The organism is Streptomyces sp. NPDC002044 (assembly GCF_040296725.1).
Taxonomy (GTDB): domain Bacteria; phylum Actinomycetota; class Actinomycetes; order Streptomycetales; family Streptomycetaceae; genus Streptomyces; species Streptomyces antarcticus.
This window is the reverse complement of the sequence record NZ_JBEOXU010000005.1, coordinates 64,243-76,984: the sequence shown is the minus strand read 5'-3', so window position 1 is coordinate 76,984 and position 12,742 is coordinate 64,243. Positions and strand designations below refer to the sequence as shown.

Here is a 12,742-nt window from a genome sequence, read left to right as displayed (position 1 = left end):
CAGTGTTTAGGACACTGCCTTGACATCAGGGATCTGTCCGAGACCCGTCAAGATCAAGCCACCCCGCCCGTAACGGGCGGGGTGACACGCTCACGTGTCACTTTCCGTGAGCCAAGTGGATCAAGCCGTCGGACCGGCCGGACCCGTCGGCCCGCTCGGACCGGCCGGACCGGCCGGGCCGGACCCGCGGATCAGACGCGGCCGCGGTCGGCGCGGCGGCGGGCGGCCTCGTACAGCACGACGCCCGCGGCGACACCGGCGTTGAGGGACTCGGCGCCGCCCGGCATCGGGATGCGCACCAGGTAGTCGCAGTTCTCGCCGACGAGGCGGCCGAGGCCCTTGCCCTCGGAACCGACGACGATGACGACCGGGCCGCCGAGCGCCTCCAGGTCGTTCACGGTGTGCGTGCCCTCGGCGGCGAGACCGACGACGGTGATGCCCGCCTTCTTGTACTCCTGGATGGCGCGCGTCAGGTTGGTGACGCGGGAGACCGGGGTGCGCGCGGCGGTGCCGGCCGAGGACTTCCAGGCACCGGCGGTCATGCCGGCGGCGCGGCGCTCGGGGATGACCACGCCGTGGCCGCCGAAGGCGGAGACGGAGCGGACGATCGCGCCGAGGTTGCGCGGGTCGGTGACGCCGTCGAGGGCGACGATGAGCGGGTCCTCGCCGTTGTCGTACGCGGCGGCGGTGAGGTCCTCCGGGTGCGCGTACTCGTACGGCGGGACCTGGAGGACCATGCCCTGGTGGTTGAGCCCGTTCGTCATGCGGTCGAGCTCGGGGCGCGGGGCTTCCATCAGGTTGATGTTGCCGCGCTCGGCCGCGAGCTGGAGGGCCTCGCGGACGCGCTCGTCGTTGTCGATGAACTGCTGGACGTAGAGCGTGGTGGCCGGAACGCCGTCGCGCAGCGCCTCGAAGACCGGGTTGCGGCCGACGACCATCTCGCTGGTGCCCTTGGGACCGCCGCGGCGCGGGGCCGGGCGGCGCTTGGCGGCCTGCCGGGCCATGGCGTTGCTGATGCGGTTCGCCTTGTGCTTCTTGCGGTCCTCGGCCTTGGGCGTGGGGCCCTTGCCTTCCAGGGCCTTGCGCCGCTGGCCACCGCTGCCGACCGTCGCGCCCTTCTTGTTGGACGTGCGGCGGTTCCTGCGCTGGCTGTTCCCGGCCATGACTTCTACCTGTTTTCGTTGATGCTGCGGTGTGTACGTATGAAGAGTGTGCCGCCCGGGGGGCCGGGCGGCACAGTCGGACTGCTCCGGTGGGCTCAGCGGGGGCCGAGCGTCCAGCGGGGTCCCGTGGGGCTGTCCTCGATGACCAGGCCGGACTGCTGGAGCTGGTCGCGGATGGCGTCGGCGGTGGCCCAGTCCTTGCGGGCCCGGGCCGATTCGCGCTGCTCCAGGACGAGGCGTACGAGGGTGTCGACCGCGCCGTGCAGGTCCGCGCCCCGGTCGGCCTCGCCGGCCCAGAACGGGTCGAGCGGGTCCAGGCCGAGGACGCCGAGCATGGCCCGTACCTCGGACAGGCGCGCGACGGCCGCTTCCTTGTCGTCGGCCGCGAGCGCGCTGTTGCCCTGCCGGACCGTGGTGTGGACGATGGCGAGCGCCTGCGGGACGCCCAGGTCGTCGTCCATGGCCTCGGCGAACGCGGGCGGGACCTCGGCGGCGGGCTCGACGGCCTTGCCCGCCTTCTCGCCCACGCGCTGGTAGAAGCCCTCGATCCGGGCGAAGGCGGACTCCGCCTCGCGCAGGGCCTCCTCGCTGTACTCGATCATCGACCGGTAGTGCGGGGTGCCCAGGTAGTAGCGCAGGACGATCGGGCGCCACTGCTTGACCATCTCGGAGACGAGGACCGAGTTCCCGAGGGACTTGGACATCTTCTCGCCGGACATGGTCACCCAGGCGTTGTGGACCCAGTACTTCGCGAACTCGTCGCCGAATGCCTTGGCCTGGGCGATCTCGTTCTCGTGGTGCGGGAAGATCAGGTCCAGGCCGCCGCCGTGGATGTCGAAGGCCTCGCCGAGGTACTTGTGCGCCATGGCGGAGCACTCCAGGTGCCAGCCGGGACGGCCGCGGCCCCACGGGGTCTCCCAGGAGGGCTCGCCGGGCTTGACGGACTTCCACATGGCGAAGTCGCGGGCGTCGCGCTTGCCGGTCTCGCCGGTGGACTCCGGCTGGCGGATGTTGTCGAGGTCCTGGCGGGACAGCGAGAGGTAGCCGGGGTACGACTTCACGTCGAAGTAGACGTTGCCCTCGGACTCGTAGGCGTGACCGCGCTCGATGAGGCCGCGCATCATCTCGACCATCTCGGTGACGTGGCCGGTGGCGCGGGGCTCGTAGGTGGGCGGGAGGCAGCCGAGGGCGGCATAGCCGTCGTTGAAGGCCCGCTCGTTCTCGTAGCCGATGGACCACCAGGGGCGGCGCTGCTCGGCCGACTTCGCGATGATCTTGTCGTCGATGTCGGTGACGTTGCGGACGAAGGTGACCTCGTAGCCCCGGTACTCGAACCAGCGGCGCATCATGTCGAAGTTGAGGCCCGACCGGATGTGCCCGATGTGCGGGGCGGCCTGCACCGTGGCGCCACAGAGGTAGATCGAGACGCAGCCCGCTGTGAGCGGGGTGAAGTCACGGATCTGCCGGGCGCTGGTGTCGTACAGGCGAAGAGTCACGGCATCCAGGGTAGTGCGCCCATAGCAGTGCCCCGCGACCCTTTCGCGGTGCGGGGCGCGTTTGTTGCCGAAGAGGTGTCGGCGGCGGCACGGACGGACACCCGCTAGGCCCGATTCGTCCGGTACACGAGAGCGGTGGCGAGGGCGGCGAGACCCTCGGCCCGGCCGGTGAGGCCCAGACCGTCGGTGGTGGTGCCGGAGACGGACACGGGGGCGCCCGCGGCGGCCGCGAGCGCCTTCTGCGCCTCTTCGCGCCGTTTGCCGACCTTCGGGCGTACGCCGATCACCTGGACGGCGATGTTGCCGATCTCGAAGCCCTCGGCGCGGACGATGCGGGCGGCCTCCGCGAGGAGGGTGGTGCCCGAGGCGCCCGACCACTCGGGGCGGGAGGTGCCGAAGTGCGCGCCGAGGTCGCCGACACCGGCCGCCGAGAACAGGGCGTCGCAGGCGGCGTGCGCGGCGACGTCGCCGTCGGAGTGCCCGGCGAGGCCCTCCTCCCCCGGCCACAGCAGGCCGGCGCACCACAGCTCGCGGCCGGTCTCGAAGGCGTGCACGTCGGTGCCGATCCCGACGAGCGGGATCAGCGGGGTCTGCGGGGTCTGCGGACCGGTTCCGTACGCGGACCCGGTCTCCGTCTCGGGACTAGTAGGCATCGGTGGCCCTCCTGCGGGCGAGTACGGCCTCGGCGAGGACGAGGTCGAGGGGGCGGGTGACCTTGAAGGCCTCTTCGTGGCCGGGGACGACCACGACGGTGACGCCGAGCCGCTCCACCATGCCGGCGTCGTCGGTGGCACCCTCCCCGTCGAGGGCGATCTCGGCGTGTGCCCTCAGGAGGGTGGCGAGGTCGAAGCCCTGGGGGGTCTGGACGGCGCGCAGCCGGGCCCGGTCGGGGGTGGCGACGACCGGCTCGGGCTCGCCCGGCGTGCCGGGCTCGACCTCCTTGACGGTGTCGGCCAGCGGCAGCGCGGGCACCACGGCGGGGGCGCCGTCGCGGACGGCCCGGGCGACGGAGTCGACGGTGTCCACGGGGACCAGCGGGCGGGCCGCGTCGTGGATCAGTACGGAGGTGACGTCGGCCGGCAGCGCCTGGAGCCCGGCGCGCACGGACTCCTGGCGGGTGTCCCCGCCCGGGACGACCAGGACCTCGGCACGGTCGGGTAGTGGGTGCTCGTCGAGCAGGAGGCGTACCTCGGCGGCGCCGTCGGCGGGGGCCACCACGACGACGAGGGAGACCGCGCGGGATCGGGCCATCGCCCGGACGGCGTGGATCAGCATCGGGGTGCCGCCCAGGGCCCGCAGGGCCTTGGGGGCGCCGGGACCCAGGCGCACCCCGCGCCCGGCGGCGGGAATCACCGCGGCGGTGCGGTGCGGTCGCGTTTCGTCAGACATCGCAGACTCCGGGTTGCGCGGCCAGGTTTGTGTCTTCGGCCGACATGGGTATGGCCCTGGGTGATGTGCCGGGTGCGACGCCCTCGCCCCTTCCGTGACGACCGGTCGAGCCGGCTGCCCGGACCCGGCACACCAGTGGGGTCAGAGGTTCAGTACGGTGCCGGGAGGTACGCCGGACGGTGCGGAGGCAGGCATGCCGCAGACAGACATGCCGCAGCGCCCGGCAACAGGTCCCTCGTGGAGGAGGGGTCTTGTCATCGGGCACCGCGGCACAACTGTGTGAACACTGTTCTGATGTGCTCAGAGGAACGGGATGCTCGCGTCAGGACGCGAGGACCTCGTCGAGGAGGGCCTCGGCCTTGTCCTCGTTCGTGTTCTCGGCGAGCGCGAGCTCGCTGACCAGGATCTGGCGTGCCTTCGCGAGCATGCGCTTCTCACCTGCGGAGAGTCCGCGCTCACGCTCACGACGCCACAGGTCACGCACTACTTCCGCGACCTTGATGACATCTCCGGAAGCGAGCTTCTCCAGATTTGCCTTGTAGCGACGGGACCAGTTCGTCGGCTCTTCTGCGAACGGTGCGCGGAGCACCTCGAAGACCCGGTCCAGCCCCTCCTGACCTACTACGTCGCGAACACCGACGAACTCCGCATTGTCCGCAGGCACACGAACAGTCAGGTCGCCCTGGGCGACCTTGAGCACCAAGTAGGTCTTGTCCACGCCTTTGATCTGACGAGTCTCAATGGCCTCGATCAGCGCGGCCCCGTGATGGGGATAGACCACGGTGTCGCCAACCTTGAACGTCATGTGACAGGTACCCCTTCCGTGGCTATCCAGGGTAACACGAGAACTGACTGTTATGAATGGCGTTTTCGCAGGTCAGGGCACCTCTCGGGGCTTGACAACAGCGCCACGAACGTGCTGCGGAAGGGCTCGGGAAGGGGGTATCCGCAGGTCGGGGGCGCTGCGCGGACCAGGCGAAAGGGCCACGCTACACCCGCCCGGCAGTTCCGCCGGAGTGACGTACGTCCCGATTTGCGGCGTTCGGAGGCCGGAAAACGAACTACTCCGTTCGACTGGCGGGCGCCCCCGTCCAGCGGGTTCCGGCCCAATCCGGAATTGATCACGAAGCCGCGTTCGAAGGAATCCGGAATTGATCACCGGGTGGCCGGCGCACGATATGCGGGACCGGATGCGGGACCGGCCCGATCGGCCACATGATCGACGGGGGAAGACGCGGGGAAGTCCCGGGGAACGGCCGGGGGCGGAATGCAAGATCGCGGGGTGGGCCGAGCGCGGGGCCGCGCTGCGGAGGGTCGGGTGCGGGGGCGGGGCGGCGGCTCGGTAACCTAAGCGCGCTGACACACCCTTAGAGCGGCTTTACCTCGGCCGTTCCGAGCGTCCACCCTCCCCCTTTCGTTCGTCCAAGGAGATGCCGCCGCCGTGAGCCGCAGCCTTCGACGCGGCGCCCTCGCCGCCACCGCCGTCGTGTTCTCGATCGCCTCGCTGGCTGCATGCAGTGCGGGCAACAACGCTGAGACCCTGCAGATCAAGCCGGACAACGCCGCCGTCACCAAGGGCGAGATCAAGATCCAGAACGCTCTGGTCATCACCCAGGGCGAGAAGGACAAGAAGGGCGCCGCCGCCGTCTCGGCGACGGTGTTCAACTCCGGCACCAAGGCGCAGACCCTCGACGGCATCACCCTCCCGGGTGGCAAGGCCAAGGTCGTGCTGAAGGCGGCCGAGGGCACCGGCAAGGTGACCGTGCCCGCCGGCGGCTCCGTGATCCTGGGCGGCAAGGGCAACGCCTCCGCGCAGATCGACGCGGGCGCGGACGCCGAGGCGGCCAAAAACGGCGACGTCCAGAAGGTCGTCTTCCAGCTGAGCAGCACGGGCGACGTCGAGCTCGAGGCCTTCGTGGTCCCGGGCACCGGCATGTACGCGGGCTTCGGCCCGACCGTGGCCCCGGCCGCCGGTGTCTCGCCCTCCGGCAGCCCCTCGGGCACGCCGTCGGGCGCCGCTTCCGGCTCCCCGTCGGGCTCGGCCTCCGGCAGCCCCTCCGCGGGCGCCACGGGCGGCGCGGCCGGCTCCTCCCCGTCGGGCTCCGCCTCGCACGCCGCGGGCCACTGAGCCGCGGAACCGTACCCGTACGGGAAGGGCCCCCGGTCGCAGCCGCGACCGGGGGCCCTTCCCGTACACCCGTGAGGATGACGGCCTACGGCTCGAACGTGTGGCCGGGTCCGCGGGCCGCCACCAGGCAGCGCGGCGTGCCCGGGTCAGGCCCGAACCCCTTCCGCCCGCACCCCTCGCCGCGGGCCGTCCCGCGGTTTACGGCTCGAACTTGTAGCCGAGGCCGCGGACCGTCACCAGGTAGCGCGGCGCGCCCGGGTCCGGCTCGATCTTGGCGCGCAGCCGCTTGACGTGGACGTCGAGAGTCTTGGTGTCGCCCACGTAGTCGGCGCCCCAGACCCGGTCGATCAGCTGCATGCGGGTCAGGACGCGGCCCGCGTTGCGCAGCAGCATCTCCAGCAGGTCGAACTCCTTGAGCGGGAGGTCCACCTTCCCGCCGGAGACGGTGACCACGTGGCGGTCCACGTCCATCCGTACGGGACCGGCCTCCAAGGCCGCCGGGGTGACCTCCTCCGGCTCGCCGCGGCGGCGCAGGACCGCGCGGATGCGGGCGACCAGCTCCCGCGAGGAGAACGGCTTGGTGACGTAGTCGTCGGCTCCTATCTCCAGACCGACGACCTTGTCGATCTCGCTGTCCTTCGCGGTCACCATGATCACGGGGACGTTGGAGCGGCCGCGCAGCTGCCGGCAGACCTCCGTGCCGGGCAGGCCGGGGAGCATCAGGTCGAGGAGGACGAGGTCGGCGCCGTTGCGCTCGAACTCGTCCAGTCCGTCGGGCCCGGTCGCCGCGATGGCGACCTCGAAGCCCTCCTTGCGGAGCATGTAGGACAGGGCGTCGCTGAAGGATTCCTCATCCTCGACGACGAGCACTCGGGTCACGGAAGGACCTCCGGGGCAGGGATGGCTGGTGCGGTGTGCGGTGCGGGTGCGGTGTGCGGTGCGGCGGGTGCTGCCGCGTGCAGCGGTGTGGCGGACGCGGGGGCCGCGGCCCGGCCGGGCGCGGCTGCTTCGGGTGCGGCCGCCTCGGGCAGCCGCAGGGTGAACGTGGAGCCCTGGCCCTCGGAGCTCCAGACCGAGACCTCCCCGCCGTGCGAGGCCGCCACGTGCTTCACGATCGCGAGGCCCAGGCCCGTACCTCCCGTGGCTCGGGAGCGGGCCGGGTCGACGCGGTAGAAGCGCTCGAAGATGCGCTCGCGGTCCTTTTCCGGGATGCCGATGCCCTGGTCGGTCACGGCTATCTCGATCAAGTCTCCACCCGGCGAGGTCACCCGGCGCGCGGCGATGCCGACGCGGGTGCGGGCGGGACTGTAGTTGACGGCGTTCTCCACCAGGTTTCCCAGGGCCGCCGCGAGCTGGCCGCGGTTCCCCCAGACGCGCAGGTCGGCGGTGCCGCCGGCGGCCATGGTGATCTGCTTGGAGGTCGCCGTGTGGCGGCAGCGGTCTATGGCCTCCGCCACCAGGGTGTCCACGCGCATCGGCTCGGCGTCCTCCAGCGGGTCGTCATTCTGCACCCGGGAGAGGTCGATGAGCTCTTGCACGAGGTTGATCAGCCGGGTGGACTCGATCTGCATGCGGCCGGCGAAGCGGCTGACCGCCTCGGGGTCGTCCGAGGCGTCCATGACCGCCTCGGACAGCAGGGAGATCGCGCCGACGGGCGTCTTGAGCTCGTGGGAGACGTTCGCGACGAAGTCGCGGCGTACGGCTTCGATGCGGCGGGCCTCCGTGAGGTCCTCGACCAGGAGGAGCACGAGGCGGGAGCCCAGCGGGGCCACGCGCGCCGAGACCGCGAGGGCCTCGCCGCGGCCGGTGCCGCGCCGGGGCAGGTCCAGCTCGACCTGCCGTATCTCCCCGTCACGGCGGGTGTCGCGGGCCATGTGCAGCATGGGCTCCACGGCGAGCTTGCCGCCGCGGACCAGCCCGAGGGCGTAGGCCGCCGAACTGGCCTTGACGACGGCGTCGCCCTCGTCCAGTACGACGGCGGATGAGCGGAGCACGGAGAGGACGGTGTCCACTCCGGGCGGGAGTACCGCGTTGATGTCGGGGCGCATGGAGCTCCTGGTGGGGCGGGCTTGGTCGCGCTCGCTCCAGCGGAACGCCAGCATGGCGATGACACCGGTGCAAAGACCGGCTATCGCTGCAGCTGCGGCGACCGCCGCGTTCACGTCCATGCATCCAGGTTAAGCAGGCAGAACGACACTTCCACAGCCGTTCGGGTGGCACCTCGAACACTCGTCGCCCAGAGTTCACCCTGGCGACGGGGTTGATTCACTTGTGGTGCCGGAGTCGGACGCGTTTGCGGCGCACCGTGTCAACGTGGGGCAAGAGGCCGCCCCGGCCCGGCCCCCGGGCAGTAGCGCAGTAGGTCAAGAGAGGGACACCAGACATGCGTGACGCGTACCACGAGGAACTGGACTCGATCGGCGAGAGCCTGGTCGAAATGGCCCGGCTGGTCGGTTCCGCGATCGGGCGGGCCACGACGTCCATGCTCGACGCCGACCTGAAGCTCGCCGAGAGCGTGATCGCCGGTGACCAGAAGGTCGACGACCTCCAGCACGACCTGGAGGCCCGCGCCATCGCGCTCCTCGCCCGCCAGCAGCCGGTCGCCACCGACCTGCGCATCGTGGTGACCTCGCTGCGGATGAGCGCCGACCTGGAGCGCTCCGGCGACCTGGCGCAGCACGTGGCGAAGCTGGCGCGGCTGCGCTTCCCGGACACGGCGGTGCCGCGGGACCTGCACGCCACCATCCTGGAGATGGGGCAGCTCGCGCAGCGGCTGATGGCGAAGGCCGCCGAGGTGATCATCACGAAGGACGTCGACCTGGCGCTCCAGCTGGAGCAGGACGACGACGAGATGGACCAGCTGCACCGCACGCTGTTCCAGCACCTGATGGACGACCGGTGGAAGCACGGCATCGAGACGGCGGTGGACGTGACGCTGCTGGGCCGGTACTACGAGCGCTTCGCGGACCACGCGGTGTCGGTGGCGAAGCGGGTCGTCTACCTGGTGACGGGCGAGCACGCGGACGAGCTCCAGCCGCCGACGGCGGTCGACGGCGTCTGACCGGGCCGCGGCAGGGCGGCCGGGCCGGGTCCCGGCGGTCCGGCGGCCGGCGGTCCCGGCGGCGGCCCTCACGTACGGGCGGTCCTGGCGTACGGGCTTTGCGGGGCCTCGACCCAATGCGCCGTTGACGCGCCGGTGCGGCTGGGCATGAATGAGGCGAAGGCGGTCCGTCGTGCGAAGTCCCGTACGCCGCCTGCGAGGAGGAACCATGCCCGATTCCCCCGTCCCCATCACCCCGGAGCAGGAGCAGCCGCCGAGGCCGGAGCCGCTGCGCCTGCCGCTGCTCGCCGCCTGCGGCTGCGGCTCGGGCTGCGGCTGCGGCTGCCAGTCCGGCGCCCCGTGCCAGTGCGGCGGCTGAGCCGCCCGCCCGGTTCGACACGTACAGGGCCCCGCCCCGGCTTCCCCGGGACGGGGCCTCTGCGCGTCCCCCTAGGATGCGGTGGGGGGCGGGGCCGTAGCGCAGAGGTGGTCGCGCGCGGTCTCCAAAACCGCGAGGACGCCGGTTCGACTCCGGCCGGCCCCGCCCTTCCTTTCCCCTTCCGTCCGCGATGAGTTTTCCGCGCCGCGTCGGTCTGTACGCGTGAGACCGACTCACGGGAGGCTGGCCGGCATGAGGAAACTGATCTACGGCATGAACCTGTCCCTGGACGGCTACATCGCCGCGCCCGGCGACGACATCGGCTGGAGCGTGCCGAGCGACGAGCTGTTCCAGTTCTGGTCCGACCAGTTGCGGGCGACCGACCTGTCGCTGTACGGGCGCAAGCTGTGGCACACGATGAGCTCGTACTGGCCGACCGGCGACGAGCGGCCCGGCGCCACCCCGGCGAAGATCGAGTTCGCGCACCGCTGGCGGGACATGTCGAAGGTGGTGTTCTCCTCGACGGTCGACGAGGTCGACTGGAACACCCGCCTGGTCTCCGGCGACGCGGTCGCCGAGATCACCCGGCTCAAGGCCGGGGACGGCGGCCCGATGGACATCGGCGGCGCGACGCTCGCCGGGGCGGCCATGCGGGCCGGGCTGATCGACGAGTACGTGCTGGCCACCGCGCCGGTCCTGGTGGGCGGCGGCACGCCGTTCTTCACCGCGCTGGACAACTGGGTGAACCTCGACCTGGTGGAGACGCGGACGCTTCCCTGCGGCGTGATCCTGACCAGGTACGAGACGAGGCGCTGAGCGCCCACCGTGGGCCCCGGGCAGACGAATGCCCCCGATCTGCGCCGCACGCGCAGGTCAGGGGCATGGTCGCTGTGGCTACTTCTTCTTGCCCTGGTTCTTGACCGCCTCGATCGCCGCCGCGGCCGCGGCCGGGTCGAGGTAGGTGCCGCCCGGGTTGAGGGGCTTGAACTCCGCGTCCAGCTCGTAGGCGAGCGGGATGCCGGTCGGGATGTTCAGGCCGGCGATGTCCTCGTCGGAGACGCCGTCCAGGTGCTTGACCAGCGCGCGCAGGGAGTTGCCGTGCGCGGCCACCAGGACCGTGCGGCCGGTGAGCAGGTCGGGGACGATGCCGTCGTACCAGTACGGGAGCATGCGGACGACGACGTCCTTCAGGCACTCCGTCTTGGGGCGCAGCTCCGGCGGGATCGTCGCGTAGCGCGGGTCCTCGGACTGCGAGTACTCCGTACCGTCCTCGAGGGCCGGCGGCGGGGTGTCGTACGAGCGGCGCCACAGCATGAACTGCTCCTCGCCGAACTCGGCGAGGGTCTGGGCCTTGTCCTTGCCCTGGAGGGCGCCGTAGTGACGCTCGTTCAGGCGCCAGGAGCGGTGGACCGGGATCCAGTGGCGGTCGGCTGCCTCGAGCGCCATCTGCGCGGTGCGGATCGCGCGCTTCTGGAGCGAGGTGTGCACGACGTCGGGGAGCAGGCCGGCGTCCTTGAGCAGCTCACCGCCGCGGACCGCCTCCTTCTCGCCCTTCTCGTTGAGATTGACGTCCACCCAGCCGGTGAACAGGTTCTTCGCGTTCCACTCGCTCTCGCCGTGACGGAGGAGGATCAGCTTGTACGGTGCGTCGGCCATGCGTACGAGCCTAATGGACGCGCGGGGGCGCTCGCGCGCGGTGCGCGCCCCCGCCGATTGACGCGGCGCGTCAATTCGCTGGCGCCGGACGGCCCCCACTCGTAACGTGCCCAGAGCAGGAGAGACGCTTACATCACCGGGGGGATTCCTTATGTCCGTTGCCAGTCTGAGACGGGCGGCCCGGGAGAGCGTGTCGGGGCTTCCGCGCGAGTTCTGGTGGCTGTGGACGAGCACCCTGGTGAACCGGCTCGGGGCCTTCGTCGCCACATTCATGACCTTGTACCTGACGATGGACCGGGGTTACTCGGCGACCTTCGCGGGACTCGTCGTCGCCCTCCACGGCCTCGGCGGCGTCATCTCCTCGCTGGTCGCGGGGGTGATGACGGACCGGCTGGGGCGGCGGCCCACGCTGATGGCGGCGCAGGCGTCGACGGCCCTGTCGGTGGCGCTGCTCGGCTTCATGGAGCACCCGGCGGCCATCGCGGCCGTGGCGCTGCTGGTCGGCATGACCTCGAACGCCTCGCGGCCGGCCGTGCAGGCGATGATGGCGGACATCGTGCGGCCCGAGGACCGGGTGCGGGCCTTCGCCCTCAACTACTGGGCCATCAACCTCGGCTTCGCCGTGTCCGCGACGGCGGCCGGCTTCGTCGCCGAGTACAGCTACCTCGCCGGCTTCCTGGGCGAGGCGGTGCTGACGATGGTGTGCGCGGTGCTCGTGTACGTCAAGCTCCCCGAGTCCCGGCCCGAGAAGGGCGCCGCCGCGGCGGCCGCGGACGCGGAGGTCGGGCTGGGCACCGTGCTGCGCGACGGACGCTTCATGGGGGTCGTCGGGCTGTCGTTCCTGATCTCGCTGATCTTCATGCAGGGGTCGTTCGGGCTGCCGCTGGCCATGGGCGCGGCCGGGTTCTCCACGGGGGACTACGGCCTGGTGATCGCCGTGAACGGGGTGCTGATCGTGCTGTTGCAGATCCCGGTCACCCGGTTCATCGAGCACCGCGACCCGCAGCGGCTGCTGGTGCTCTCGGCGCTGCTCGCGGGGTACGGGTTCGGGCTCACCGCCTTCGGCGGTTCCCTGGGGGTGATCGCGCTGACCGTCTGCGTCTGGACGCTGGCCGAGATCATCAACTCGCCGACCCAGATGGGCCTGGTCGTGCGGCTCTCCCCGCTGCACGGGCGCGGCCGCTACCAGGGCATGTACACGATGTCCTGGGCGGTGGCCTCGCTGATCGCGCCGCTGCTGGCGGGCTGGGTCATCGACCGGTTCGGCGCGGCGTGGCTGTGGGGTGCGACGGCGGTCCTGGGCACCGTCGCGGGCCTCGGGTACTGGCTGCTGATGCGGAACCTCCCGGCGGCGCCCGGCGCCGACGGGACCGCCCCCGAGGAAGCCGCGGCCGACGAGCCCGCCGCCGCGGATTCGGCTTCCGGCTCCGGCCCCGCCGGGCTGCCGCTGCCGGGGCCGGCCGTGACGCCCGCGCCCTCCTCCGCGTGACG

At 71.5% G+C, this 12,742-nt stretch carries 13 protein-coding genes and 1 tRNA gene; 6 read left to right on the top strand and 8 right to left on the bottom strand.

Annotated elements, in window-relative coordinates; genetic code table 11:
* Positions 1-191: 191 nt before the first annotated feature.
* The 5 genes from rlmB to ABT106_RS02630 form a co-directional block, all read right to left on the bottom strand.
* On the bottom strand, positions 192-1,163 hold the full coding sequence (gene rlmB / locus ABT106_RS02650; protein WP_267724489.1) for a 23S rRNA (guanosine(2251)-2'-O)-methyltransferase RlmB: 972 nt from the start codon (positions 1,161-1,163) through the stop codon (positions 192-194).
* Between the two features lie 95 nt (positions 1,164-1,258).
* Positions 1,259-2,659 (bottom strand): cysteine--tRNA ligase, encoded by a 1,401-nt coding sequence (cysS, locus tag ABT106_RS02645; protein ID WP_351271175.1) that lies wholly within the window; start codon positions 2,657-2,659, stop codon positions 1,259-1,261.
* A gap of 104 nt (positions 2,660-2,763) precedes the next feature.
* Complete coding sequence (ispF, locus tag ABT106_RS02640; RefSeq protein WP_351271173.1) at positions 2,764-3,312, bottom strand: 2-C-methyl-D-erythritol 2,4-cyclodiphosphate synthase; 549 nt, start codon at positions 3,310-3,312, stop codon at positions 2,764-2,766.
* Positions 3,302-4,048 carry a 2-C-methyl-D-erythritol 4-phosphate cytidylyltransferase gene (ispD, locus tag ABT106_RS02635; protein WP_351271170.1) on the bottom strand — a complete coding sequence of 249 codons (747 nt, stop codon included), beginning with the start codon at positions 4,046-4,048 and terminating at the stop codon, positions 3,302-3,304. The genes ispF and ispD overlap by 11 nt, the downstream gene beginning before the upstream one ends.
* Positions 4,049-4,370: 322 nt before the next feature.
* Complete coding sequence (locus ABT106_RS02630) at positions 4,371-4,853, bottom strand: CarD family transcriptional regulator (RefSeq protein ID WP_206960214.1); 483 nt, start codon at positions 4,851-4,853, stop codon at positions 4,371-4,373.
* 636 nt (positions 4,854-5,489) lie between these two features.
* Here ABT106_RS02630 and ABT106_RS02625 point away from each other — a divergent pair.
* Positions 5,490-6,176, top strand: a complete 687-nt coding sequence (locus ABT106_RS02625) for a DUF461 domain-containing protein (RefSeq protein ID WP_351271167.1) — start codon at positions 5,490-5,492, stop codon at positions 6,174-6,176.
* A 198-nt stretch (positions 6,177-6,374) separates the two neighbouring features.
* On the opposite strand, the gene phoP is transcribed toward ABT106_RS02625, so the two are convergent.
* Both phoP and phoR read right to left on the bottom strand, forming a co-directional pair.
* The gene (gene phoP / locus ABT106_RS02620; protein WP_465270536.1) at positions 6,375-7,046 is read right to left on the bottom strand and encodes a two-component system response regulator PhoP; all 672 of its coding nucleotides are present in this window, start codon (positions 7,044-7,046) and stop codon (positions 6,375-6,377) included.
* Positions 7,047-7,051: 5 nt separating this feature from the next.
* Positions 7,052-8,344, bottom strand: a complete 1,293-nt coding sequence (gene phoR / locus ABT106_RS02615) for a two-component system sensor histidine kinase PhoR (protein WP_351271165.1) — start codon at positions 8,342-8,344, stop codon at positions 7,052-7,054.
* 215 nt (positions 8,345-8,559) lie between these two features.
* Between phoR and phoU the strand changes: the two genes are divergently transcribed.
* From phoU to ABT106_RS02595, 4 genes are all read left to right on the top strand, one after another.
* Positions 8,560-9,237, top strand: coding sequence for a phosphate signaling complex protein PhoU (phoU, locus tag ABT106_RS02610; RefSeq protein ID WP_267724472.1), 678 nt, complete (start codon positions 8,560-8,562; stop codon positions 9,235-9,237).
* 208 nt (positions 9,238-9,445) lie between these two features.
* On the top strand, positions 9,446-9,595 hold the full coding sequence (locus ABT106_RS02605) for a hypothetical protein (protein WP_167344738.1): 150 nt from the start codon (positions 9,446-9,448) through the stop codon (positions 9,593-9,595).
* Positions 9,596-9,685: 90 nt separating this feature from the next.
* Positions 9,686-9,760, top strand: a tRNA-Trp gene (locus tag ABT106_RS02600).
* Positions 9,761-9,847: 87 nt separating this feature from the next.
* Positions 9,848-10,411, top strand: coding sequence for a dihydrofolate reductase family protein (locus ABT106_RS02595; RefSeq protein WP_351271161.1), 564 nt, complete (start codon positions 9,848-9,850; stop codon positions 10,409-10,411).
* A 78-nt stretch (positions 10,412-10,489) separates the two neighbouring features.
* Here the strand turns inward: ABT106_RS02595 and ABT106_RS02590 are convergent, their stop codons facing one another.
* Positions 10,490-11,251: a phosphoglyceromutase gene (locus tag ABT106_RS02590; protein WP_351271158.1), complete on the bottom strand. Its 762-nt coding sequence runs from the start codon at positions 11,249-11,251 to the stop codon at positions 10,490-10,492.
* 151 nt (positions 11,252-11,402) lie between these two features.
* On the opposite strand from ABT106_RS02590, the gene ABT106_RS02585 reads away from it, so the two are divergent.
* Positions 11,403-12,740, top strand: coding sequence for an MDR family MFS transporter (locus tag ABT106_RS02585; RefSeq protein ID WP_351271156.1), 1,338 nt, complete (start codon positions 11,403-11,405; stop codon positions 12,738-12,740).
* Positions 12,741-12,742: the final 2 nt, after the last annotated feature.

Coding starts and splice junctions, on each gene's coding strand:
- phoR (WP_351271165.1), bottom strand. CDS start 8,344: ATGGACGTGAACGCGGCGGTCGCCGCAGCTGCAGCGATAGCCGGTCTT.
- ABT106_RS02605 (WP_167344738.1), top strand. CDS start 9,446: ATGCCCGATTCCCCCGTCCCCATCACCCCGGAGCAGGAGCAGCCGCCG.
- rlmB (WP_267724489.1), bottom strand. CDS start 1,163: ATGGCCGGGAACAGCCAGCGCAGGAACCGCCGCACGTCCAACAAGAAG.
- ABT106_RS02630 (WP_206960214.1), bottom strand. CDS start 4,853: ATGACGTTCAAGGTTGGCGACACCGTGGTCTATCCCCATCACGGGGCC.
- ABT106_RS02590 (WP_351271158.1), bottom strand. CDS start 11,251: ATGGCCGACGCACCGTACAAGCTGATCCTCCTCCGTCACGGCGAGAGC.
- ispF (WP_351271173.1), bottom strand. CDS start 3,312: ATGCCTACTAGTCCCGAGACGGAGACCGGGTCCGCGTACGGAACCGGT.
- ABT106_RS02595 (WP_351271161.1), top strand. CDS start 9,848: ATGAGGAAACTGATCTACGGCATGAACCTGTCCCTGGACGGCTACATC.
- phoU (WP_267724472.1), top strand. CDS start 8,560: ATGCGTGACGCGTACCACGAGGAACTGGACTCGATCGGCGAGAGCCTG.
- ABT106_RS02585 (WP_351271156.1), top strand. CDS start 11,403: ATGTCCGTTGCCAGTCTGAGACGGGCGGCCCGGGAGAGCGTGTCGGGG.
- ispD (WP_351271170.1), bottom strand. CDS start 4,048: ATGTCTGACGAAACGCGACCGCACCGCACCGCCGCGGTGATTCCCGCC.